Annotated in this window: 21 protein-coding genes; 13 read left to right on the top strand and 8 right to left on the bottom strand. The window is 63.1% G+C overall.

The window, feature by feature from the left end; translation table 11 throughout:
* The first annotated feature begins 141 nt into the window (after positions 1-141).
* From ACWPN5_RS28810 to ACWPN5_RS28790, 5 genes are all read left to right on the top strand, one after another.
* Positions 142-762 carry a hypothetical protein gene (locus ACWPN5_RS28810; protein ID WP_492298848.1) on the top strand — a complete coding sequence of 207 codons (621 nt, stop codon included), beginning with the start codon at positions 142-144 and terminating at the stop codon, positions 760-762.
* Positions 763-776: 14 nt separating this feature from the next.
* Entirely contained in the window at positions 777-1,907 is a 1,131-nt protein-coding gene (locus ACWPN5_RS28805) for a hypothetical protein (protein ID WP_492298846.1), read from the top strand.
* Positions 1,908-1,990: 83 nt separating this feature from the next.
* Positions 1,991-2,959: a single-stranded DNA-binding protein gene (locus ACWPN5_RS28800; RefSeq protein WP_492298844.1), complete on the top strand. Its 969-nt coding sequence runs from the start codon at positions 1,991-1,993 to the stop codon at positions 2,957-2,959.
* 7 nt (positions 2,960-2,966) lie between these two features.
* Positions 2,967-3,407 (top strand): hypothetical protein, encoded by a 441-nt coding sequence (locus ACWPN5_RS28795; protein ID WP_492298843.1) that lies wholly within the window; start codon positions 2,967-2,969, stop codon positions 3,405-3,407.
* Between the two features lie 89 nt (positions 3,408-3,496).
* A complete protein-coding gene (locus ACWPN5_RS28790) occupies positions 3,497-4,471 on the top strand; it encodes a RepB family DNA primase (protein ID WP_492298842.1) in 975 nt (324 codons plus the stop codon).
* 53 nt (positions 4,472-4,524) lie between these two features.
* Here the strand turns inward: ACWPN5_RS28790 and ACWPN5_RS28785 are convergent, their stop codons facing one another.
* The gene (locus ACWPN5_RS28785) at positions 4,525-6,351 is read right to left on the bottom strand and encodes a 5'-methylthioadenosine/S-adenosylhomocysteine nucleosidase family protein (protein ID WP_492298841.1); all 1,827 of its coding nucleotides are present in this window, start codon (positions 6,349-6,351) and stop codon (positions 4,525-4,527) included.
* Complete coding sequence (locus ACWPN5_RS28780) at positions 6,341-7,303, bottom strand: HTH domain-containing protein (RefSeq protein WP_492298839.1); 963 nt, start codon at positions 7,301-7,303, stop codon at positions 6,341-6,343. The genes ACWPN5_RS28785 and ACWPN5_RS28780 overlap by 11 nt, the downstream gene beginning before the upstream one ends.
* A gap of 54 nt (positions 7,304-7,357) precedes the next feature.
* Here ACWPN5_RS28780 and ACWPN5_RS28775 point away from each other — a divergent pair, with 54 nt between their 5' ends.
* The 3 genes from ACWPN5_RS28775 to ACWPN5_RS28765 all read left to right on the top strand — a co-directional run bounded on the left by ACWPN5_RS28775 (position 7,358) and on the right by ACWPN5_RS28765 (position 11,440).
* Positions 7,358-8,080, top strand: a complete 723-nt coding sequence (locus tag ACWPN5_RS28775; protein ID WP_492298838.1) for a class I SAM-dependent methyltransferase — start codon at positions 7,358-7,360, stop codon at positions 8,078-8,080.
* 324 nt (positions 8,081-8,404) lie between these two features.
* Positions 8,405-10,555 (top strand): M10 family metallopeptidase, encoded by a 2,151-nt coding sequence (locus ACWPN5_RS28770; protein WP_492298989.1) that lies wholly within the window; start codon positions 8,405-8,407, stop codon positions 10,553-10,555.
* Positions 10,556-10,732: 177 nt separating this feature from the next.
* Complete coding sequence (locus ACWPN5_RS28765; protein ID WP_492298836.1) at positions 10,733-11,440, top strand: hypothetical protein; 708 nt, start codon at positions 10,733-10,735, stop codon at positions 11,438-11,440.
* On the opposite strand, the gene ACWPN5_RS28760 is transcribed toward ACWPN5_RS28765, so the two are convergent.
* The 4 genes from ACWPN5_RS28760 to ACWPN5_RS28745 all read right to left on the bottom strand — a co-directional run bounded on the left by ACWPN5_RS28760 (position 11,423) and on the right by ACWPN5_RS28745 (position 16,451).
* The gene (locus ACWPN5_RS28760) at positions 11,423-12,811 is read right to left on the bottom strand and encodes a Fic family protein (RefSeq protein ID WP_492298835.1); all 1,389 of its coding nucleotides are present in this window, start codon (positions 12,809-12,811) and stop codon (positions 11,423-11,425) included. The two genes, ACWPN5_RS28765 and ACWPN5_RS28760, sit on opposite strands and share 18 nt — an antisense overlap.
* Before the next feature lie 396 nt (positions 12,812-13,207).
* Entirely contained in the window at positions 13,208-14,614 is a 1,407-nt protein-coding gene (locus ACWPN5_RS28755) for an argonaute/piwi family protein (protein ID WP_492298834.1), read from the bottom strand.
* Positions 14,611-16,035 carry an SMEK domain-containing protein gene (locus ACWPN5_RS28750; RefSeq protein WP_492298832.1) on the bottom strand — a complete coding sequence of 475 codons (1,425 nt, stop codon included), beginning with the start codon at positions 16,033-16,035 and terminating at the stop codon, positions 14,611-14,613. Before ACWPN5_RS28750 ends, ACWPN5_RS28755 begins: the two co-directional genes overlap by 4 nt.
* A gap of 191 nt (positions 16,036-16,226) precedes the next feature.
* Positions 16,227-16,451: a hypothetical protein gene (locus ACWPN5_RS28745; protein ID WP_492298830.1), complete on the bottom strand. Its 225-nt coding sequence runs from the start codon at positions 16,449-16,451 to the stop codon at positions 16,227-16,229.
* 328 nt (positions 16,452-16,779) lie between these two features.
* Between ACWPN5_RS28745 and ACWPN5_RS28740 the strand changes: the two genes are divergently transcribed.
* Together ACWPN5_RS28740 and ACWPN5_RS28735 are read left to right on the top strand one after the other, a co-directional pair.
* The gene (locus ACWPN5_RS28740) at positions 16,780-17,076 is read left to right on the top strand and encodes a BrnT family toxin (protein ID WP_492298828.1); all 297 of its coding nucleotides are present in this window, start codon (positions 16,780-16,782) and stop codon (positions 17,074-17,076) included.
* Positions 17,018-17,335, top strand: coding sequence for a BrnA antitoxin family protein (locus tag ACWPN5_RS28735; RefSeq protein ID WP_492298827.1), 318 nt, complete (start codon positions 17,018-17,020; stop codon positions 17,333-17,335). Before ACWPN5_RS28740 ends, ACWPN5_RS28735 begins: the two co-directional genes overlap by 59 nt.
* Positions 17,336-17,369: 34 nt before the next feature.
* Here ACWPN5_RS28735 and ACWPN5_RS28730 read toward each other — a convergent pair whose 3' ends face one another.
* On the bottom strand, positions 17,370-17,936 hold the full coding sequence (locus ACWPN5_RS28730) for a recombinase family protein (protein ID WP_492298824.1): 567 nt from the start codon (positions 17,934-17,936) through the stop codon (positions 17,370-17,372).
* A gap of 231 nt (positions 17,937-18,167) precedes the next feature.
* On the opposite strand from ACWPN5_RS28730, the gene ACWPN5_RS28725 reads away from it, so the two are divergent.
* The 3 genes from ACWPN5_RS28725 (at position 18,168) to ACWPN5_RS28715 (ending at position 21,839) form a co-directional block, all read left to right on the top strand.
* Positions 18,168-18,464, top strand: coding sequence for a hypothetical protein (locus ACWPN5_RS28725; RefSeq protein WP_464882576.1), 297 nt, complete (start codon positions 18,168-18,170; stop codon positions 18,462-18,464).
* A gap of 566 nt (positions 18,465-19,030) precedes the next feature.
* Positions 19,031-19,597, top strand: a complete 567-nt coding sequence (locus ACWPN5_RS28720; protein ID WP_492298822.1) for a lytic transglycosylase domain-containing protein — start codon at positions 19,031-19,033, stop codon at positions 19,595-19,597.
* Between the two features lie 13 nt (positions 19,598-19,610).
* Positions 19,611-21,839, top strand: coding sequence for a DNA topoisomerase (locus ACWPN5_RS28715; protein WP_492298820.1), 2,229 nt, complete (start codon positions 19,611-19,613; stop codon positions 21,837-21,839).
* A gap of 5 nt (positions 21,840-21,844) precedes the next feature.
* Here ACWPN5_RS28715 and ACWPN5_RS28710 read toward each other — a convergent pair whose 3' ends face one another.
* Positions 21,845-22,279, bottom strand: a complete 435-nt coding sequence (locus ACWPN5_RS28710) for a hypothetical protein (RefSeq protein ID WP_114858941.1) — start codon at positions 22,277-22,279, stop codon at positions 21,845-21,847.
* Positions 22,280-22,316: the final 37 nt, after the last annotated feature.

The following is a 22,316-nucleotide window of genomic DNA, read 5'->3' as shown; positions in this document are numbered from 1 at the left end:
GACCGAAATCCGGGGTCGCGGGCGTGGGCGCCCAACCCCCATTAGGCGGTCGATGCGACAGACGTTTTGTGCAGGCAAGATTAGGTGCATGTCGTGACAACACATTACAGTCGTGCAAGCGCCCGCCCCGAAGGGCCTCCCTTGCCACGCGGCGAGCAGCGCAACGAGCTGGTGCAGTTCCGGATCTCGCCGAGCGAGCGGGCCCAGCTCAAGGACGCGGCGTGCCGGCGTGGCTTTCTGGACGGTGATGGGAAGCCCAACGTCAGCGGGTACCTCCGCGCGATCGTGAAGGCCGATTGCGCGGCAATGGACGGGCCCATGGACACGCGGTCCCCGGCCTTGAACCCCGCGCCGGCACGCCCAGCGCCGCCCCCTCTGGCCCCGGCGGCAACCGAGGCGTTGCGCAGCATCCTCGCCCAGGTGACGGGTGCCTGCTCCAACCTCAACCAGCTCGTCCGGGACGTTCATCTGGAGAAACGCGGCTCGCGGCCCTCGGCGGAGGTGAGCGGGCTTCGTATCGAGGGCGTGCTGGTCGCCATCGAGCGGGACGTCCTCGGGCCATTGTCCCACCTTCTCGGACGTCGCCCTCCGAAACCCGTGACCTCGTCCATTTCCACGGATCGTCCGCCGGAACCCTCCGCCGCCGTGGCGACGCCGGCGCCCGAGGGCGCGGTGACGAGCACCGCCGAGCGCTTCCGGCGCACCGGCGGTCTTTCGGCGAAACCGCAGCGCGATTACGTGCGGCGTCCGCCGCACCGCTGATCAGGAGACCGAACGTGAGCCTGAACCTGCAAAGCGCGTTGCGCGCGGCCCTTCTCGAGCGGGCGGGCATCGCCGCCGGGGCGCAGCGGCGCGGCCTGCGGCCCTGCGTCGTCAAGTCGATCGGTGCCGGACGCCGCACCAGGGACTCGGTGGCGCGGCTGGTGGACTACATCGCGCGCGCCGACCGGCTGGCCCCCGAGGACTTCGCCGCGGAGCAGAAGGCCGCCCTTGCCGATGGCGCGGTGATCCGTCCGGGCGATGCCGTCGCCGTCTTCGACGAGTGGAGCCGCCCGGTCCCGCCGCAGGAGATCGACGCCGTTCTGGCGTCCTGGCCGTCCATGGAGGGCCCCGATGATCACCGGGTCCGCGCGCGCCATCTGGTCTTCACGGTTCCCGTCGACCATCCGGCCGACGCCCCGCGCGTGGAGATCGCCGTGGCCTCGGCGATCCGCGAGACTCTGGCGGTGTGGGACAACACGGTGCTCTGGGCCTTGCACACCGATCACGCCGACCATCCGCATGTCCATGCGGTGATCGGCACCCCGCCCGACGCTCCGCTGCGCCTCGATCGCGACGGCCTGGTACTCGACGCCTTGCGCGCGGCGCTTGCCCGCAACGCCCGGGCCAGCGGCTTCGACGTCAGCGCCGAGCGGCGCTGCGACCGCCCGGACGCGGAGCCGCCGCTGATGAAGGAGCTCGACAACCTGCAGCGCCGCGTCCCGAACTGGACCGCCGCGTGGGGGTCCGGCTACATCGAGCGGGCGCGGGCCGGTCGGGACGGTCACCCCGTCGATCCCACCGCAGCCGCCCGGTCCCGCGACGCGATGGCGGCGGAAGACCCGAAGCTGGCGGCGTGGTACGCCGCCCATCGCCCGCTGGCCTTCGGCGATCCCGGGGAATTGAGCTGGGAGGCCGCCCGGGCAAGCGCGACCGATGCGAAAGCCTTGCGCGACCGCGCCGCCCGCCGTCACGGACTCGCCGTTCTGGCCGACACCGTGGATCGGACCTTCCCCGCCGGAGACGCGGATCATCTCGTGCACGCCATCCGCGCGCGCGTGGAACGCATGGCCGCCGCGATGCCACCGGAGCGTGCCGGCACACCCCCGCAGCCACGCCGGGAACGTTGGGAAGGGCGTGTCCGCTGACCGGTGCACGCGGGTGCTCGAACGGCGAATCCCTGCGTCGCTACGCTGCCTCCATCGTCCATTCTATGAGCTGGAGGCAAGACATGGGATACGGCCGCGGTGACCGCCGGGGAGATGACCGGCGCGATGACGGGCGTGCGGGGGAGCGTTCCGGCGCCGACCGGAGCGCGCGCGGCGGAAGCGACGACCGCTCCGGTCGGTCGACCGACCGAGGGCGGGGAGACCGGAACGATCGAGGCGACCACGGCCGCAGCGCGGAGGATCGCGGCGCACGCGGTCGGAGCGACCGCGACCGGAACGAACGGGGCGATCGTGGCCGCGGCGGAGAGGATCGCGGCAGCGGGCGAGGTCGTGGAGACCGCGGCCGTGCCGACGACCGGACGCAGACCGATCCGGGGCGCAGCGAGATCGAACTGGTCGGCACCGTCGCGGGAGAGCCGACCTACAGCCAGGGCCGCAAGGTTGCGTCGCTCTGGCTGTCGGTGCACACCCAGGTCCAGCTCGAGGGCGCCGACCGGGACATCCGGGGCTACCACCCGATCAGCGTCTGGGGCGATCTCGCCACCGACCTTCGCGACGAGTTCCGCGAAGGCGACATCGTCCGGGTCCATGGCCGGATCGCTTACGAGCCGGGGGAAGGCGACCGCGACCCGCAGCGTGTCCGGGTGAAGGTCGACGCCGACTTCGGCTCGATCGGCCGGATTCCGGACGACGAGGCCAAGGGGGTCCAGGACTGCAACCGCGTTCATCTGGAAGGCGTCGTCCACGGCGATCCGCGCTTCAGCGAAGGCCGCGGCGACAAGGCGGCTTATCTGGCCTTCGATCTGGAAACCGTGGTCGAGGCGCCGGACGGCAGACAGAGCCGGGCCTGCCATGAGGTCGTGGTGTGGGACCGGGCGGCCATCGAGGCGAACGGCTTCGTCAACGACGGCGTGCGCGTCGAGATCACCGACGCGCGCCTGCAGTACATGCCCACGCGGCGTGACGGCAAGGACTTCGCTCCCCGGATCATGGCCGACGATCTGGCCGGCCGCGTGGCTCCGGCCGCGTGACCCGGCCATGATGTGGACCGTGGTCGGCTTCGATCCGGGCGCCCGCACGGGGCTGGTCGACCACGTCGACGGCGGCAGCACGCTCGAGGCGGCCCGCGAGGCGCGACGAAGAAGCGGTTTTTCCGACTTCCTCTGCGTGGCCGTCTACCGTGACCGCCTGGAGCCCTCCGCCCTGGTTCAGGACATCGATGCGTTCCTGCTCGGGGACGGGGCGTGGGCCGCGCCGAACGGTGAAGTGGCGGGCGAACACACGGTGGTGGCATACTGGCGCTACAGCGGCGACGTCCTGACGTCGGCCGCTGCGCACACCCGGGCGGCTTCGGGGCTCGCCGCGATGGGGCTGGTGCAGTTGCGCGTGGCGCCGCCGCACGAGTTCCAGGTGGTGGCCGCCTTCCCGGGACACATCGAGCCGTCGATGACGGCAGAGGCTTTGGCGGACGACTGGTGATGGGGATGGACAGGGCGTTTGGGAGTGAACAGACCGCAGTGCCTTTTGCGTCGGCGCGCTCCTTTCGCCGGCCGGGAGCCGGCTTGGGCGTGCCGGAGCAGGTCGCGGCCCTGCGGGTGGAGAAACTCCTGGTCCGGCTGGCCGACCCTTTCCATCCGGAGCGCCGGATGAGCCGCCGCTTGCCCGCCGCGGCGCTCACCGTCGGCCTCGTCCGGGAGTGGAGCGACAGCGGCTACGATGTGAGCATCGCACCCGAGGCGCCGGACGGTCTCGTCGTGATCAGCCGCGTCACCAAGCCCGGCCTAGCCAAGCTGTCCGCGGCGGGTCTGGAGCCGGCCTGTGTGGTCCGAGGGTCCGCCCGCTACGACGCTTTCGTCCGTCTGGCCCCCAAGGGAGACCCGCTGGGCACGGCGCCGCGGGTTCTGACCGCCGCCGCCAAGCTCGTGACGGCCATCGCCGGTCAGGACCCGCGCGCCGTGCACTGGCAGCGCGGAGGCATGGTCGTCGGGACGAAGAGGCAGCTCTCCGGCGGGCCGCCGGTCAAGTTGTATGCCGACGACGGCGGACTCGCCCCGGCCGGCCGGATGCTTCTGGAGCGGGCCGCGGATGTCGTGGAGGGGGTCGAGGACAGCCGGAGCATGGCCTACGAAGGCGCTGTGGACCCCATCGGCGAACTGGACGGCATCGCGGGGTACAACGGCCCGCTCGCCGAGGAGCAGGCTCGGCAGGTCTACGAGCAGCAGGCCGCCATCGCGCGCTATTACGGTCTGACCGATCCGGACGCCGTCGATCGCGTCGTCGCCGTCGCGGCGCTGAAGGCCGGAGCCGATCCGGACCGCGTGCGCGCGATCATCCGGGCCGGCTCTCCCGACCTTGTCCGGCGGCACCGGGCCGTGAAGCCGTACCTGGCCTCGCTGGTGGCCGATGCGCTCGCCTCTCCGGAGGTGCGCCGGCACATTGAGCAGCAGCTGCAGCGGTACAGCAAATTGTCGTCGCTGATCGACACCAAGCTCACCTCGGTGCAGGCGTCCCTGCTGATCCAGGCGGAGCAGAAGGCGCCGTGATGGGAAAGGTGGACAGTAGTGGCGGGACGGAGGTCGAATGCTATGCGGCTACGCTAACGGCTAGTATGGACTTCAATTTTTCCGGCTAGCTCAAACATACGGAAAACAAACCTGAATGCATTTTCAGCAGCCTTGTCTTGAACCTTGTCATTCTTACCGAATCCCCAATCACAAATACTTTTGACTGTGATCATTCCGATTTTTGCTCTAGCTGCAGCACTGAAAACAGCAGATGCCTCCATATCTCCCGCCTTGGCATCTGGATAACGGGAGACTAATTCATCAACAGCAGCTTGGCTATTTACAACAATTGGTCCAGAGAGATACAGCCCCCCCTTGGCCTTGCACAAAGAAAATCCTTGCCTCGCGGCGCGCGCGAGAGAAAGAAGGAACGTATCTGCAGGAACACGCCCGCCCCTGGATTCGAAACCATCTTCAGTTTCTTTTCCAGTAACGTAATCTTGAATGTCCTCTGAGAAAACCACATCGCATAGAGATTGGCTATTGGGATCTAAACCGAAGCACAGGCCAGCCGATATGATATGATTAATTTTCATCTCTTTAACTACTGACTGAAGGGTATAACCAGCTGTAGACGGCCCTACCATGCCCATGCTTGTTCGAGCGTGCAGTAACACAATACCGTTTGGATGCTCGTACTCGGAAACCATCACATCGCAAACGTCATGGTAAGCATAAGCTGCAAGCTTGTTTTCGGCCATTACCAAGTTTAAAGCGTCATCTTCGGTGTCAGTAGAAGTGTGAATTAGTACTCTACGCTGCATGCCCTTCGCCCCTCCATTTAAACTATATGCTTTCGCAAATAGCTCGCTCTTTCCACATATTACTGATGCTGCCTTTTCCAAGGAACGTCTCATATACCCTAAAAAATCATGCAAAGATACAGTCTGATTATGAACCTTATGATGGGTCAAATATGGGGATAGAAATGCCTTAATTTGATTTCTACGCGCATATCTCGGCACCGTGTCATCAAATAAAGAATCCGCAGAGTTCAGTATAGACCTGATAATTTCCGAAACGGCAACATGATTGGCGCTCATGTAACAAGCGCTAATCTGCTTTCGATAGTTCCTATTCGACCGGAACGGCTGGTCGTATAAACCAACCACCTTTAATATAAATGTTATAAGGTCTAAATCAACGTCTGGGTAGCCATTTTCAAGATCATTGACCTCAATGCCTCGAGCCCCAGAAGGAATAACAGCATGCAAAGTACGAACATAGTGGCTCACATATAGCCCTGTGACTAGACGAGGCAAAACTCCTAACTCTCTCATGCTAATATCATTCTCAGTTAAGCTATGCTTATAGAGGGCAGGGGTAATTGCATTACCTCCGCGGTCCATAGTAATTTTTCTTATCAGGTCAATTTTTGGACTAATGATCTTTCTATCTAGTGGACTCAGAACGATGTTGCTCGGTGACACAAGATCGTCTTCATACCAAGACATGATATCACGCTGCAGGTGGCTTGTGGTTTCCTGAGATTTCACTTTTCTTATTGAAACAGCATCCGCATCAGAAATAAGATTATCAAAATACATTGGATAACGGCTTTTATCGAACCGATACATGGCTCTGCGTGTTTCTTTGAATTCGCGGGGAGTCTGAACCTGACTCATCGTAATTAGAGCGTCAGAATCCACCAATTCTGCAACTAGCTGAACCACATCGGGAGAAGAGTATAAGAATTCATAAACCTGAGCAATATTACAAGTTAACACAGCTGTTTGAGTTATAGCGAGCGCCTCAATCCAGGCATAGACAAGTCCATAGTTCGGCTCACTTTCAAGAGCTTCATAAAGCTCCCTGTTAATGAAGTGGAGAAAAATAACGTCTCTTCTATTATTCATCATGATCCTTTAAGCCTCCTGTAAAAACAATTTTCTGCAAAATATGTCTAGACCAGTCCTCAAAACTCTCAATATCATTGGGAAGCACTCTTCTGGAAATCCATCTCACGTCCAGAATAGATAGCTCACCTCTTTCTGGCGCATCAAAAAAATTCGGGTCTTCTTTCTCTAAAGCGATGACAATACCAAGGTGCTTTTCCCCGTCTTCAGATGTCTCATCATTAACATAACCAATTATTTCCAAATCACTTATTAGTGACATATCGTCTTTGTATAGCTTATCAAGCGCCAACTCCTCCATCAGCTCTCTCGCGGCATTGCGAAGCGCAACAGCCTCGTTTTGGGTTATCAAATCAACATCAGATTCAGCGATATGGCCACCGAACCCAATACTTCGAAGACCCCGCATCTTATCGCTGGCGAGGTTGAAACGCCCGCGTCTGTAGGAAAGAATTTCACCCGGCCTAAGCACCACTACATAAGTAACTAGTTGCTTATGATCTTTGCTACGCTCCGCAGTTTTTCGATCAACAAAACTCCACGACCCTTTCTCCAAAAAGAATGGAAATCGATCTTTTCGCTCTAAGCCATGGAAGAAATACTGCTCGAATATAGATTTTGAGAGACAAAGCACACTTTCTTTCTGAAGCTCCTTTCGCCGCCTGCGCGCTCGATATTCCTTTTTCCATTGATAATCAATGGCTGGGTCATCAAGAAACTCGCGAAGGAAAAACCTGCCAGGAGATACCCGGTAAAAGCATGACCTATCTTTATTAACAATAATATCAACACTAAGCCGTGCTTGAAGCGTCTTGTATTGGGTTTTTCCGTGCAAGTCGCTAGGCATAAGGCCGAGTCTTTGAGCGTCGCGAATCATCTCACGGGCACTCAACGGAGTGCGACGCTGGCGCAGAATCGCTTGGGCAATTCCGAGATACCTATTCTCAGTTGACATGGCGCCTAAGATTATGGTTGGAATTTAACATCATCACAGCAGGATTGCGCGCCGATGGCGCACGACGAGATAGCTTTCGAACGTTCGGACTTTGCTGAAAAGTACCTCATCCATCGCGACCATAATCGCAGCCTGAACACGTTGATCGATGTTCCAGAGGTTATGCGTTTAGCTGGGGATGTTCAAGGCCGGCGGGTTCTCGAAATCGGCACGGGGAATGGCGAGCTTGCATTCCGTCTGGCTGAGGAAGGTGCGCAATCCGTATATACTGTTGATAGGAGCATACATCACATTAGGCATGCACGCGCAAATTGGGGAAGAAAGGAAATTACTTTTAGATGCGCGCGTATTGAAGAATGCACCTTTCCTGCCGCCTCATTCGATGTTATTATTTCATCGCTGACCTTCCACTTCATCGCCGATATAGAACACTTACTGATAAACGCACACAAATGGGTGAATAACAGTGGGGATCTTGTGTTCTCAACCCGGCATCCTATCCGAACGTGCAACCCAGCAGGGGAAGGGGCCGATCACGCAGGGTGGAATGTAAAAGATTATTGTGAGCCCGGAACTCGGAACTATACGTGGCTTGATGACAAAGTTACAATTTATCACCGCACAATTGGACAATGGATTTCCATCCTAAACGATACGGGGTGGACCGTTGCTAGCCTAACGGAAACAGACGCCAGACATCTTCCGGAACTATCCACAAATGACAGGATTCACGTTCCTCTATACCTCTCGTTTCGGTGCGAGAAGCGCATGCGTTAGCTTTGATTTCATGATACTGCCGATTTAAATTATTTTCTACTATTTCCATTGATTTTAATTCAGCTGAGACTTTCTATAATGAGATTGTGTAATTAAAAGGCCTAGGCATTCAGAGCATGAGCCTCATTTTATCTTTATTTTCTGTAATCCATGATGCGCTCATTTAGTCTGCACTTAGAGTGCAGATCAAAACCTCCATTGGTTCGAGCAAGATAAATGGCTTGAGCCTATAGAGATGAGGTTTTGATCCGCGCTCTTATTCGAATCATCGCCTGCGTCAATTCGCCACAGATATACCGGTAGCGACGTGAACCACCCGTGCGGATGCTGGAAATGTGGCTCACAATTTCAGGTTATCCCATGGTCGGCATTTCCACTTGGGTTCCCACGTCGCACGCAGCGGTCTTCGGCCTGACCGATCCCAATCGACCGACCTCCGATGTCGACGGAGGCGTGTTGGGACGCGATCCGGGCGTCTTGGTTGCCGGAGCCATTGCCGTCCCGGTAACGCTGCCCGATCCGGCGCTTGCCGCCATTCAACCAAGCCAAGCGCCTTGGGAAACGCCGAACAAATTCGGCAAATGGGGATCGCAGGAAACAGCCGCTCCGGTCACCCTGAGCTACAGTTTTTACGACACCGGAAGCCCAGCGTTTCCCAACGGCGATCCTGTCCAGCCGGCCGCGCTGGACGCCGCGCACCGGGCCGCCGTTCGTAGCGCGTTTGCCTCCTTCGCTGATGTCGCGAACATCATCTTCGTGGAGGTGGCGGAAGCGGCGGACACCATCGGGACTTTGCGCTTCATCGACGATCGGGCGCTCGACACCAACGCTTATACGGCGGCCTACGCGGCGTCACCGCTGATGAACAGTCCGCGGTCGGGGCTCGTCGCGTTCGACGTGGACCGCTTCGGAATTCCCGACGACCTCGGCCGGGGCGGGCTGTTTTACGGCACCATCGTGCATGAAATCGGTCATGCACTCGGTCTCACGCATCCCTTTGACAGCGGGGACCCCGCTCCGGCGGCAGGAGACCCGCGTGCGGCTTGGGAGCAATGGCACCGCGGCTGGACCATGATGGCGTACACGGCGCCGGGCCCCGACCTGCTGGCCTCCGGGCAGACGGTCGAACCCATCGGCCCGATGCTTGCGGATGTCGCGGTGCTGCAAGCCTATTATGGAGCCAACCGCAGCACGCGCACGGGCGACGACGTCTACACTGTGGACGGCCGGTATCCTTTGGCCGCGCTCTGGGATGCCGGAGGCCGCGACACTATCGACGCCTCTCTTGCGTCGGTCACCCTCGCCGGTGAAGCGGGGAGCGGGGCGCTTCTTCGGCGTCCCGGCGATCCGCTTCCCCTCGCTGGGTGGTTTTCCGGTTGGTCCGGCGTGCATCTCGATTTGCGGCCGGGCGCCATAAGCCCTCACTTCGCCGTTGCCTATGGTGCCGCCATCGAGGACGCCATCGGCTCCCGTGGCGACGATCTCATCGTCGGCACCGACCCCGGAACGCTGACGGCGGGGGATGGATCAACGGTGTGGAGCGATGGCGCCAATCGCCTCGAAGGGGGCGCCGGCAATGACACGCTGCTCGGCCTGGCCGGAGATGACACTTTGGTCGGCGGCTCGGGCAACAATCTGCTCGACGGCGGCGATGGCTTCGACACCGCAGTGTTCGGCGTTGCCTCGACCGCAGTGACGATTGCTCAGGACGGCGCGGATCTCGTCGTGACGGGCGCAGGTTTCGTCGACCGCCTGCGCCGTATTGATTCCATGACGTTCACTGACCGAGCCCTCGATGCCGTGGATGCGGTGTCGCAACTCGCGCCGACACCAACCCCGACGCCAGCTCCAGAGGCGCCAGCTCCCCAAACTCCGCCCCCAGCGGCACCGTCCCCGCAGGCTCCGCCCCCACAAGCGCCCGTGCCGGTGATCGATCCCAGCCGACGCTTAGCCGTCTGGTCGGGAGGGGTCAGCCGCGAGCTTGAAATGCAGCCCTACGTCGGCCCGGTCGCGGGCTTGCGGAACATGCACATCGGCAATAGCTCATCGGAAGCCATACGTGGAAGCGACCTCAGCGATTTCATCAATTCGGTTGCCGGTGACGACGCGATCGACGGCGGGGCCGGCGACGACGTGTTGGACGGCGGCACGGGATCGAACTTCCTCACCGGCGGGGCGGGGGCCGACACCTTTTTTGTGGATGCGCGTGGTGGTGGCGTGACCTGGTCAACCATCACCGACCTGGAACCGGGCGAGTGGGTAACCGCCTGGGGCTGGCGCCCAGGCGTGTCCACGCTGAAGTGGGAAGAGCTGGCCGGAGCCGACGGCTTCAAGGGTGCCACCGCCCGCATCGACCTCGACGGCAACGGCACCATCGACGAGTCCATGACCTTCACCGGCAAAGGTTCCGGCGCAATCTTTTCCACTCCCGGCCAAGTCGGCGACAACTCCTACATGGCCTTCATCCTGAGGTGACCAATTATACGTGTTGCCCGTGTTGAACCTATTCCGCAGGGCAGCAGTCATATCCGAAGAGCTTCTGTGCGCAGTTGGGCCACGCATCAAGCGATGGTTTTATCATCCCTAAAGCAGGAACGCTGCTGGCGCCCTGGACCTACTTTTAACCACCCTTCTCACGCGATTACCCCCACCATGACCTCATCACCCCCTATCACAGTCGAACGGTTCCGGTCTCTCGTCGTAACGGCCCACCTGGGTGGCATCGGAGCGGCTATCGCCATCTTTCAATCTGTGCTGCCGTACACCTATGTGTCGGATTGTCGGGCCAACCTCGGCTCACGCGAGATTACAGAACTCCTTGCTCCAATTATCGCGTATTTCCTCCTGGGCATCGTCATAGCCGTCCTGCCGCAACTGGTCGCCTGCCTTCAAATCGGTCTAAGGCTTTGCGGCATTGTGCTTTACCCGTTGTGGCGCCGGGTATCGTTGAGAATTGGCCCTGGAACTGCACCTTGGATCGCGTCCGTCCGCTTCCGCGTCGAGACGGCTGCAGCCGCTCTCAACAGATGGTGCAATCGCCCGATGATCGCTCCATACATCGCCTCGGCGGAGGCTATCCAGGCCTGGGCCGAGCGGAATTACGCTAATATCCTGAACACGATCAGTTTTGTGCTGTTTCTCACGACCTCGCTAGCACTTTACTCTGGCGTCATCGCCGATTTTTCCCGTGCTCGAATGATCGATCAACAGCGGATACTCACCGAAGCATGCGCGAGGGCTCAGGGGTATACCATTGACCGGAAAACGATCAATCCATGGGTCAACGTGTCGCCATACCAGCCAGAAGCGCCTAAGGCGACGGAGCCGGCGGCACAGGGCGATCTATCTCTCCAGCGCTGAGGAGCGTGCCGAGCTCCGCGGCGCCTGCCGTCCAGCTCCTTCTCCCGCCAGAAGCTCAATGCCCGCCCGCAAGGCCGGGAGGGCCGTGGCCCGCGAGGGGTCGCCCTCCCACCGGCCAGCGAGCGCTTCCGACACGGTCAGGCGCAGCCGGATCTCATCGGGACTCATCGTCCGAACCAGCGCCTTCGCCTTCCGGCGGCCTTCCTCCGTCGGTTCGGCAAAAAACGGCTGGAGCGTCGCCGGTGCGATGTCGGCCGGGGCCAAGGGACCGGCGAGGCGATAGGAGCTGTTCTTGCTTCCGCCCGGATTGGCGGCCAGAAGCCCTTTGGCCACGAGGTCGGCAATGTCGCGCTGCGCCGTCGGCATGCTGCAGTCCGTCAGCTTCGCCCACTTCGGCGACGTCATGAAGCCTTTCCATTCCGGATCCAGCATGCGAACAAGCACAGCCTCCTGACGCGGCGTGACGCCGGCCTGGCGCGCCTGGTCCAGCATCTTCGTGCGGCGGAGCACGCCGCCGATCGCCACCTCGGCGTCGCGGGCCGAGCGGTCGTAAGCGTCGACGAACCACGCCAACCAGCCGGTCACATCGCCGTTGCCCTTCTGGGTTTCCTCCAGCCGGTCCCAGTACCCCTCACGGTCCCCCGCGATGGCCTGCGACAGGCTCAGCAGCCGCTGCGGCATCGCCTCGTCCTGGGCAAGGGCCCGGTCGGCGATGGCGCGCCCGATCCGGCCGTTGCCGTCTTCGAAGGGGTGGATGGTCAGGAACCACAGCTGCGCCAGGCCGGCCCGCAACACCGGGTCGAGCGCCGCGCGTTCGGCCGGGTCGTTGAACCAGGTCAGGAAACGGGCCATCTCCGCCGGCACGGCGTCCGCCGGAGGTGCTTCGTAATGCACGACGGGGTTATGCGCCGGTCCGGACACGACCTGCATCGGCTCCGGCCCCGGGCGCCATTGCCCGACCGGTATCCGCCTCATCTCCGACCAACCGGTCGGAAACAGGGCGGCATGCCAGCCGAAGAGGGTTTCGTCCGTCAGCGGACGGCTCGGATCCCGGGTGGCGTCCAGCAGCATCGCGACGGCCCCATCCGCCCGGCGGTCGCTCGATCCTCCGGGACCGGCTTCGAGTCCGAGGCGTCGGCGGGCGGACGCGCGCACGCTGTCGCGGGCCAGCGTCTCGCCTTCGATGCGCGACGACTGGATCGCGTCCTCGGTCACCGCGTCGGACTGGACGAGCAGCCGGTCCTGTTCGCCCAAGGGGTAGAACAGCCCGGAAAGGGCTCCATGCCGGCGCGCCGCGGCCGCCAGCGGTTGGATCAGGCGGGCGGCGTCCCATCGGAAGCTCGGCCAGTCGTCGCGTTGCCAGATGTACATCCGCTTCCCCGATGAGGCGAATGAGGCAACATTCGCCTCACATCATGATGCGAATATCGGCTGATTCGCCTCACGGCGCAAGCGGGCCCTTCAAGGTGAAACTGTCCTTTCCGCGCCCTTTCGCGACAGCACCGGATAGGGTGGATTCCGGGCGCAGCACCCGGCCGCGGCGGCTCCAGGGCGGGCGATTCCGCTCCTTTTCCGCAAAGCGCCAGAGATGGCCATTCGTATAAGTTCCGCTGAACGTCCGATCCTCTCGGAAGCTGCCTATTGGGCCGGTAAAACCGGACAATCAGTAACGCGCCGCAACTCCGATCGGCTGCCGCGCCGGCGCGGGACCCCAAAGTCGCTGAGAACGGTCTGGCCGAGGCGGTGCCACAGCGCGGGTGAGGATCTTCACATGTAGAAGCTGTAGCTGACCTGCGGCTTCTCGGTCGGGCTAACGTACTTCATGATGTCGCCAATCTTCCGTGCGCATTCGAGAGTGATCGGCAGTCGGCCGTCCATCTGAGTGTTGTTCCAGTTCATCTTGGTCAGGCCGAGGATCTCCTCGCAGAGGCTCTCGAGGGACGAGTCCTGCTCGTAGACGGTGACCTTGAGGGGCTTAGGAACGTACGCGCCGGGATAGGTCTTGTAGAAGTCGACGGTGCCGCGCGTGTAGAGCAGGCCCTCGGTCTCGGTTATGGCAAGCATTGTGCCGCGCTTGGGCGGATAATCGCCGTCGCCGAAGAGGCGGATGTCTGTATCCGTGATAGCGACGAAGTCCTTAGTGCGGATGCCCTTCTCGTAGAGGGCGCGCAGGAAGCCCTTGCGCTCGCTGTCGCGAAAGTGGCTCGACTTGTGGATGACGATGCGGGCGGGCATATGCTGCAGCGCGCGGTCGTACTCGTCCAGCGCGTCGCGCAGCAACTCGTAGGCCTGACCCTCGCTCAGGTACGGATGGCGGTTCTTCTTGTCGATCGACACCGGCGTTCCGCGCAGGATAATCCCGTGACCGAACTCGTCGAAGACTTGAGCGAGGCTAGACGAGACAGTCTCGCCGTCGCGGCTCTTGTAGAAGCCGATCCCGATGTAGCAAGAGCGCAGCTTGGCGGTGTCCTCGACGAGACGCCAAGGGATAGTGCGGTTGCCCTTGTAGTAGAGCGCGGTGCAGAAGTTCCATGCCTTGGTGGCCGGATCCTGCTGCTCACCGGGCTGCTTGGTGATGAGGATGGTCTTCTCGCGGACGAGCTGCAGCGGCGTGCCGAGGTGCATGCACTTCGCCTTTAGGATACGGCGAAAGTTGTGCTCAAGCTCGCTCTCCCCGTCCTCGCCCTCTTTAGAGGAGGTGACGGAGTCGAACATCTCATTCGGCATCACGCAGACGATGACGTCGACGGACCTGTTTTCAGCGAGGAACCGGATCTGCTCATAATACAGCTCGACCGCCCGGTCGACGCGGTCGGCGCGCGACGGGAGCTTCACGACGGCGCTGATCTCGGACTTCTGGAGCGTGCGGGTGTACTGGGGCGAGTTGATGAGGCGGGTAAGGAAGCCATAGCTCTGGTTGATGCCGCCGAACCCCCGGAAGAGGTTCAGCAGCTTCGACTCCTTCTTCCGCTCGATGCCGCTGCGGCATTGCACAAGCCATTCGTCGAGCAGGTCGACGCCTTCGCCGCGGCCGACGATGCCGATGCGAAGCTCGGTCCGGCGCAGTTCGTCGCGCTTGTCATACACGCCCATGTGCTCGATGCCGGTGCGTGGACATATGTGCGTGCCAGTGCCGAATTCGAGGAGCGGTTCGGCAAGGATGGTGAGCCTCACGCTGCGGTCTCCTGATCATCTGCGGCATCGCCGGTGAGCGTCTCATCGGAGTCGTCGGCGACGTCGTCCGCGTCCTCGCCGACGTCGAATTCGATGAGCGTCTGGAATGCGAGTCCGTCCTGATCGCTGGTGGAGGCGAGGAAGTAGGCGATGAAGCGGACCTGGTTCCGGACGCTTGAGTTGCGCTCGAGCCGCTTCTGCTGGGACAGAAGGTCGTCGTGCCAGTTTGACTCGCGGAACCCGTCGTAGGAGTAGAACCAGCCGGGCACGATCTGCGCGTACCAGTCCTCACCTAGCCTTGCGAAGGTCAGCTCGAAGGAAAGGTGCTGATGATGCGCGACCTTGGTGGGGTCCTTCTTGGACGGTCGTGCGAAGTAGACGCGCCGAATAGCCTTCTGCTTTCCGATCCAGAACTCCTTGCGCTCGCTCTGCCCCTCCTCGTCGGCGACGAAGTAAAAGAAGCGGTCCTTGGGATGCATCCGGACATGACGCGGCTTGAGCAACTCTCGGGCTTCGGCGGTGAGAAGCTGCTTGAGAACGTTGACATTGTCGATTTCCGGGGAGTCCGCGAGATCCGATACGTCGAGCCGCTCGACCGAACCCTCGTCCACGATGCTGGTCAGGCCACTGGCCTCCATGTCGTGGAATGTGAAGAGCTTGTTGTCGTAGCAGACCCAGGCGTCGGTGTGCACGTCGTTGAGGAGGAGCGCCATCTTCACGACCGAGGTCCTACTCCGCGCCTTGCCCCTGTAGGACAGTGTCTTGCGAGCCAACGCGACCACCTCTTTGTCGTCGATGGTCAGCTCTGCGACGTAGACGGCCTGCGGCATCGCGATCCGCTGGAGATTGGTCGTGATCGCGGTCGGGTCGGGGATGCTGTCCGAGCTATACGCGATGTAGGCGTCGACCTCCCCGAGGATGCGCTGGAACTCCTCCAGGACGCGCTCCTGAGCGGGCAAACGCAGCGCGGCGACCAATCCGAGCAGGTCGCTGAGGTCGATGACGTGCTTCTTGGTGCTGAAGGCGAACCGATCTCCGACGATCTCATTGACGGCGGCCTGGCTGTAGGAGGATTGCTTCTTGACGAGGGTGAGGACGTAGAGTTCGTCGAAGCTGTTGAAGTAGGAGTGCTCCATGAACTGGCGAAGGGTCGCCTTCACCTTATCAAGCGAGGTGGTTGACGTGACCTGGAAGCAGACGCGGTCGTGATCGTCGCCGAGGTCGATGCCCGGGAAGTTCTTCTGCTTGCGGTTCAGGTTGACGAGCTGGGGCAGGTTGTAGACCGACCTGAGGATCGGGATGAACGCATCCTCGAGCGCGAGGTTGATGTCCGTGCGGCCTTGGGCGGTCGCCAGCTCGACCTGCACGATGATCCGGCTCACGATGTCGCGGAGCTTATTCTCTACGTCCAACTGCCGCATGGCCCACCCCCCAATTACACTCCAAGATAGAGTTATGAAAGCCACAGATCAGAAATACCGTGCAACCTCCCGTCTTGATGCGACCAAATTGCGCAATGACGCAAATTTTTGGCCTCAGATGTAAGATACATTTTTGCGAAAATCCAGGTACGAAGCACTCGCTGGGGAGTTTTTCAACACTATCGGCGCTTTCACGACGCCCGCGCGGCAGCCTCGTACCGGCCGCGGTCGGTTAACTGGTTATCGGCCGACAGCAAACCCAAACGATACAGCACGCGCCACGTCTGCCCAGACCCGCCGCGCATTGACCGTCCGACCAAGTGCCCCCATGGCTTTCCCCGATAGCAGCTAATCAACGCCCGCTCCATCGCCGGCGACAGCTTCAGCAGCGCCGGCGCCCCGTTCGTCTCAGCCATGCTCGCGCCCTTTCACGACAGCACCAGGACGGGCGAGCCCGCCCCTGTCCGTGATAGCAACCAGTTTCACGAGCAATCTATTTAACTCGCAGCGTAACGCGCAAAACCACTTCCATGACCTACCACACCACCGTGCGACAAGGAGGTTGCCAATCATCCTTTCCGTCTGTATATACATACGTGTCACGTTTTCGCAGAGACGGGAAGAAACCTGTCCAAAAGCGCGTGATGGGGAACATGGACCAATACCGTAAGGACCAGCTTATGATGTCGGCAAAAAACTTGCTGCCGCGGGTGAGGCAGCACATTAGATACGGAGCATCAGAAATTGGACTTCGAGTGGGACGAGAAAAAGCGCGAGCATAACTTTATCAAACATGGCGTTGATTTTGAAGACGCTATGTGCATCTTTCTCGGCACTGTCTTACAGAAGCCAGATACCCGCGACTACAAGGGCGAAGACAGGTTTATCGCATTCGGTGAACTTGACGGACGCTTGCTTGTTGTCATCTACACCCTGCGCGGCAACGCTTGCCGCATCATTTCAGCAAGGAAGGCGAACGGCCGTGAGCGACGAGCGTATCACCAGGCGCTCTCTAGCGTCACCCCGAACCCAGACGACTGATTGGTCCCGCTTTGACGCCCAGACGGACGCCGACATCGAGGCCGCAGTGGCTCGCGACCCCGATGCGGCTCCGCTGGTCGACGAGGAGTGGTTCAAGTCTGCAGAGGTCGTCGAGCCCGGTCCCAAGCAAGCCGTCTCCATTCGCCTTGATCGGGACGTGCTGACGTGGTTCCGCGACAACAGCGACCGTTACCAGACCAAGATCAACGCGGTGCTCCGTGCCTACATGGAACACGAGAAAAGCCGGCGCCGCGCTTAAGCGCCGGCTAGAATCCCTCGCACCCCTGTTAGGACTATTCAGCCAGACGCGGCCCCAGCTCCCGATAGAGCGTGCGCCGCGACACCTTGAATTCCTTGATGATGTGGCTGACCGGCACAGCGGGATCGTTCCACAGCACCCGTACCATCTTCAGCTTTTCCCCGGTCAGCACCGACTTGCGGCCGGGCTTGGCGCCCCGCGCCCGCGCCGCAGCCAGCCCGGCCATGGTTCGCTCGCGGGTCACCCCTCGCTCGAACTCGGCCACCGCCCCGAAGAGGTGGAACAGCAGCCGCCCGCTGGGTGTGGTGGTGTCCAGCACCTCCGACAGGCTGCGCAAGCCGGCGCCGGCCGCTTCGATCCTGTGAACCAGGTCGAGCAGATCTCGCAGCGATCGGCCGAGGCGGTCAAGTCGATAGATCACCACCACGTCGCCAGGGCGCAGTGACCGCATCAGTTCGGATAGGCCGGGGCGCTCTGCCTTCGCGCCGCTGATCTTGTCGGTATAGATGCGCGACGGGTCCACGCCAGCCTCGGTCAGCGCCGTGATCTGTGCGTCCAAAATCTGGTCAGTCGTCGATACCCTGGCGTAGCCCAGTAGCATGGTGCCCTGTGTGCCAAAATCCGTGGGCGACAACATAGCATGGCACGGCCATTGTGACACAGGTTTTGGCACGTGTCACAGGCAGCGCCCACGGTTGCCCCGCCCCGCTCTGGCTGTCCGTGTCACAAACGTCCCATTCGGCGGCTGGCAGTATGGCGACAACCCGCGCCATCCAGTGCTTCTACAAAGCTACGACAACGGCTAAGCTACCGCCCTAACGGGAGGCCCAGCATGCGTACCATCACCATTATCCTCGCTCTCGCCGTCTCCGTGGGGCTCGCCGCGTGCGGCGACCTCGACGGCGGCCCACGCCTTGTCGGAGAAAGGGACGGCAAGGTCCTCTGGAATCTCTCAGGCGCCACCTGCAATCAGCCTGGGTGCATCGAGCGGGACGCCACCAAGTACGCCAACTACTTCTGCAAGGCCGACAGCGACAGCTCCGCCAGCGTCATCAGCGCCAAGGAAATCCCCGGCCCCCCCGGCACGCTGGCAACTCACTGGACCGCGCTCTACACCTGCACCAAGTAGAACGTCCGACTCCGGTACGCGGTCGCGAAGAGGGCTCCTATTCGAGACTGGCCGCAATTTCACCGGCAGGCACCCACCGGCCCGCTGGAGCGTTCCTTTCATCGACCCACCGCTGGGCCGCCTCCCGATCACCCGGCAGCGACCGCCATGTGATCGAGCGGCGCCCGTCAGGATGCTCGTAATACTCCACCCAGAGGCTGCCTTCGCATATACGCACCGTGCTGCCGGGAAGCGGTTCAGCCATCCTCAATCTCCCTTGTTTCCGCGACTGCACGGCGCCGAACCCGAGCGGTTCCGGCACTGGCCGCCTAAGTGACCCCAAGAGGCTCCAGCCGCTACCGCCTCCACCACGCGCCAACGACCGTTAAAGCTTGCCTCTCCAGCCCCTACCGCTCCCAAACGGTGAGGCCTGACGCCCCTCCACCAGCTTAAAATTCCCGCCGATAAAAGCTGTTCGCGGGTGCTCGAACCCCGCACCGCCGTACCTGCATGCTCAAAGCATGAACTCATGGTGGTGGCCGAACAGGAAGAACAGAGCCGGTGAGCGGCGGGCAGCGCGCCCGCGCGTGACGGGGCTGCTTGCCGCCGTTCTCGCCGCAACGGTGTCGTCCGTCACGGAAACGCAAGCCCGCTCCCCGTCCGGCTCCTGCGAAGAGGCGATCGAACGGGTGGAGCGCCTCGTCGGCATTCCGTCCGGGCTGCTGCTGGCGGTCGGGCGCGTCGAGTCCGGCCTCAGCACCGGCGGCGAACCGCGCGTGTGGGCCTGGACCATCAACGCCGCGGGGCGTCCCATGCGCTTCGGCAGCCGGCGCATGGCCGTCCAGACGGTGCGCCGGCTGCTCGCCGGCGGCGTCCGCAGCATCGATGTCGGCTGCGTCCAGATCAACCTGAAGCATCACCCGGACGCCTTCGCCACGCTCGACGACGCCTTCGACCCCGATCTCAACGCCGCCTATGGAGCGCGCTTCCTGCTCTCCTTCTACGCGTCGACCGGAAGCTGGGACGAGGCGATCGGCCGCTACCACGCCGGAAGCGCCGGTCCCGAGCACCGCAAACGGGGCTACGCCTGCTCCGTCTACAAGCATTTCGTCCGCGTGCGCCGGGATGCCGCCCCGCACGCCCCTGGTTGCTGAAGAAGGACCCGTGATGGCCGCTCCCCAATTCGATGTCGGAATCCTCGCCGAGAAGAAGATCCAGGCCGAGCAGTACGCCGCCGCCCTGGGCGGGGGAGCGATGCGCGACGGCTACATCGAGGTCGCCAGGAGCCCGCTCGGGCGGGCGGTGATCATCTGGGGCTGGGGGCATGTCGACCGTCTGGAGGAACCCCGCGACGAAGGCGAGGAGTTCCGCGACTGGCGCTCCAAGGTCTGGCCGCACATCAACGCGCGGCCGCGCGTGCTGCCCTCCGACGATCCCAAGTGCAAGCGCCAGATCGCCGCCGCGAAGAAGCTGCTGCCGCAGTGCGCCATGGTGATCGGCGCCAGCGATCCGGACCGCGAGGGCGAGACGATCTGGCGCCATTTTCTCGAGCTGACCGGCGCCCGACCGCGCGCCGTGAAGAGGATGATCTGCGCGGAATCCAATCCGGGACCGCAGCGCGCCGCCTTCCTCGCCCTCAAGCACCCCGACCAGTATTACGGCCGTTTCGTCGCCGGCCGGGCCCGGTCGGTCATCGACCTGTGGGAGGGCACCAACCACACCGTCGCCTGTTCGGTCTTCCTGCGCCCGGGCGATCTCGGCAAGGGCTACTGGCCGATGGGCCGGGTCAAGGGAGCGGTGCTGGGTATCCTGCACCGCCGGCACGTCGAGATCCGCGACTTCCGCGAGGTCGCCTACTTCGAGATCCTCGCCGAGGTCCGGGTGCGGGCGGGCACCGTCACGTTGCGCCACGCCCCGTCCGCCGAGGAGCGCCTGACCGACCGCGCGGCCGCCCTGGCCCTCGCCGAGGCGGTCCGGGGCATCGCCGAACCGCTGACCGTGGAGCAGAAGCCGGTCGAGACCGCGCCGCCCAAGCTGTTCTCCAAGACCAGCTTTCTGACCAGGGCCGGCGCGCTGTGGGGGTGGTCGGGCGACAAGTCCGCCGAGATCCTGCAGGGGCTCTACCAGGACAAGGGCCTGATCACCTACCCGCGCGCCGAGCTGACGGTGGTCGCCTCCTCCGACGTGGAGAAGGCGCCACGGATCATGGAGCAGCTGCGCGGCCTCGGCGAACCGTTCCGCTCGGCGATCGACCGCCTGGACGGCCGCCTCACGGTGCGGCGCTCCGTGGTCAACGACCGGGAGGTGGCGGAGGCCAGCCACACCGCCATCATCCCCACCGACGTTCCGGCCGACGGCCTGCGCCTGACGGAGGACGAGGCGAAGGCCTACCGGCTGATCGCACAGCGCTACGTGGCGGCCTTCATGCCCTCGGCGCAGGGTCTGCGCACGACGGTCAGCATGGTTCCGCGGTCCGGCCCCTGCCGGGACCGCCTGTTCCGGGCCGCCGGCACCGTCGAGACGGAGCCGGGCTGGCGCGTGCTGTTCGGAGCCGACGACGGCGAGGCGGAGGAGGGCGGCGAGACCGACCGCCTGACGCCGGTGGCCGACGGCGAGACCGGCACCGTGTCGGCCGCCCGGCTTGAGGACAAGCGGACCCGGCCGCCCGTCCCCTACACCGAGACCAGCATCCTGGAGGCGATGCTGGAGGTGCATCGCCTCGTCCCGCCCGACAAGGAGCATCTGCGCGAGATCCTGAAGAGCTCCAAAGGCGTCGGCACCCCGGCGACGCGCGAGACGGTGATCAAGGAGCTGATCGCGTCCCAGCTGGTCGAGCGTGGCCGGGCCCGCGGCAAGGGAACGCCGCCCATCGACCTCTCCGGCCAGGGCATCATGCTCGTGGAGGCCCTCTTGCCCATCGTCCCCGAGCTGGTGCAGCCCGAGACGACGGCGCTTCTCGAGATGGATCTCGACCGCATCGAGCGGGCGCGCGACTCGCGCGGCGCCGACCGGCTGGCCGAACAGGTGCTGGAGGACGCCCGCGAGCGCATCCTGCGCCAGTTCGAGGCGATCCGCGCCAACGGCCGTCCACCCGAACCATCGGGGTCCCGTCCCGCCGCGCCCGGTCAGCGGGCGTTCGTCGCCGCCATCGCGGAGCGTCTCGGCCTAACGCTGTCCCCGGAGCGGCTCGCAGCGATGAGCGCGGGCGAGGCCTCCGCCTTCATCGACGAGCACAAGGCGCGCTTCGAGGAATGCGGCGGGCGGACGGGCGGCGCCGGCCGGGGTGGAAACGGGCGTTCGCGCTCGTCCCGCAGCACGGGGCCGGCTCGCGGCGGACGGCGGCGGGACGAACCGTCCGGCGGGCGGCGGCGGTCCTCCGGGACCCGCCGGCCGTGAGCGCTTCAGCGGGTGCCGCGAATGCCGGAGCGGAGCGTCGCGTCCGGCTCGTCCTCGTCGATCACGCAGATCCAGGACAGCGCCGCGATTTCCCGGGCCGGCTGAAGAATGCTCGCGATCCGGCACCAGTCGAGCCGGATGTCCGCGGCGGGCTGAAGCGTCCGCGGCGCGAGGCCGCTTTCGCTGCGGCGGCCGGGATTGAGGCCGGGATCGATCCGTCCATGGGCGGCCACCTCCCACGCCGTCTGGGCGCTGACGGCCAAGCCGAGGAAGCAACGCCGCGGTCCGCCCGGCGTCGCGCGCTCGGTGACCACCGGCCGGGCGCGGGGGCCGGGCCGGTCCTCCAGCAGCAGCGCCATCTCCGCCGGCATGAGCAGCAGGCAGGGGCGCGGGGGATCGGCCGGCGGGCGCTCGGACTCGGTGGGCAGGTAACTGAGCATGGGTCCTTGACACGTCTCTCGGCCAAGCGGGGCCGAA

The organism is Azospirillum sp. UENF 211521 (assembly GCF_058780535.1).
The sequence above is the reverse complement of the archived record's forward strand: the minus strand, read 5'-3'. Positions and strand labels throughout refer to the sequence as shown.

What these genes read in the sequence shown, in the direction of transcription:
- ACWPN5_RS28725 (WP_464882576.1), top strand. Translation starts at nt 18,168, where the DNA reads ATGCGTACCATCACCATTATCCTCGCTCTCGCCGTCTCCGTGGGGCTC.
- ACWPN5_RS28710 (WP_114858941.1), bottom strand. Translation starts at nt 22,279, where the DNA reads ATGCTCAGTTACCTGCCCACCGAGTCCGAGCGCCCGCCGGCCGATCCC.
- ACWPN5_RS28765 (WP_492298836.1), top strand. Translation starts at nt 10,733, where the DNA reads ATGACCTCATCACCCCCTATCACAGTCGAACGGTTCCGGTCTCTCGTC.
- ACWPN5_RS28800 (WP_492298844.1), top strand. Translation starts at nt 1,991, where the DNA reads ATGGGATACGGCCGCGGTGACCGCCGGGGAGATGACCGGCGCGATGAC.
- ACWPN5_RS28745 (WP_492298830.1), bottom strand. Translation starts at nt 16,451, where the DNA reads ATGGCTGAGACGAACGGGGCGCCGGCGCTGCTGAAGCTGTCGCCGGCG.
- ACWPN5_RS28775 (WP_492298838.1), top strand. Translation starts at nt 7,358, where the DNA reads ATGGCGCACGACGAGATAGCTTTCGAACGTTCGGACTTTGCTGAAAAG.
- ACWPN5_RS28730 (WP_492298824.1), bottom strand. Translation starts at nt 17,936, where the DNA reads ATGCTACTGGGCTACGCCAGGGTATCGACGACTGACCAGATTTTGGAC.
- ACWPN5_RS28795 (WP_492298843.1), top strand. Translation starts at nt 2,967, where the DNA reads ATGATGTGGACCGTGGTCGGCTTCGATCCGGGCGCCCGCACGGGGCTG.
- ACWPN5_RS28715 (WP_492298820.1), top strand. Translation starts at nt 19,611, where the DNA reads ATGGCCGCTCCCCAATTCGATGTCGGAATCCTCGCCGAGAAGAAGATC.
- ACWPN5_RS28785 (WP_492298841.1), bottom strand. Translation starts at nt 6,351, where the DNA reads ATGATGAATAATAGAAGAGACGTTATTTTTCTCCACTTCATTAACAGG.
- ACWPN5_RS28780 (WP_492298839.1), bottom strand. Translation starts at nt 7,303, where the DNA reads ATGTCAACTGAGAATAGGTATCTCGGAATTGCCCAAGCGATTCTGCGC.
- ACWPN5_RS28760 (WP_492298835.1), bottom strand. Translation starts at nt 12,811, where the DNA reads ATGTACATCTGGCAACGCGACGACTGGCCGAGCTTCCGATGGGACGCC.
- ACWPN5_RS28750 (WP_492298832.1), bottom strand. Translation starts at nt 16,035, where the DNA reads ATGCGGCAGTTGGACGTAGAGAATAAGCTCCGCGACATCGTGAGCCGG.
- ACWPN5_RS28770 (WP_492298989.1), top strand. Translation starts at nt 8,405, where the DNA reads ATGCTGGAAATGTGGCTCACAATTTCAGGTTATCCCATGGTCGGCATT.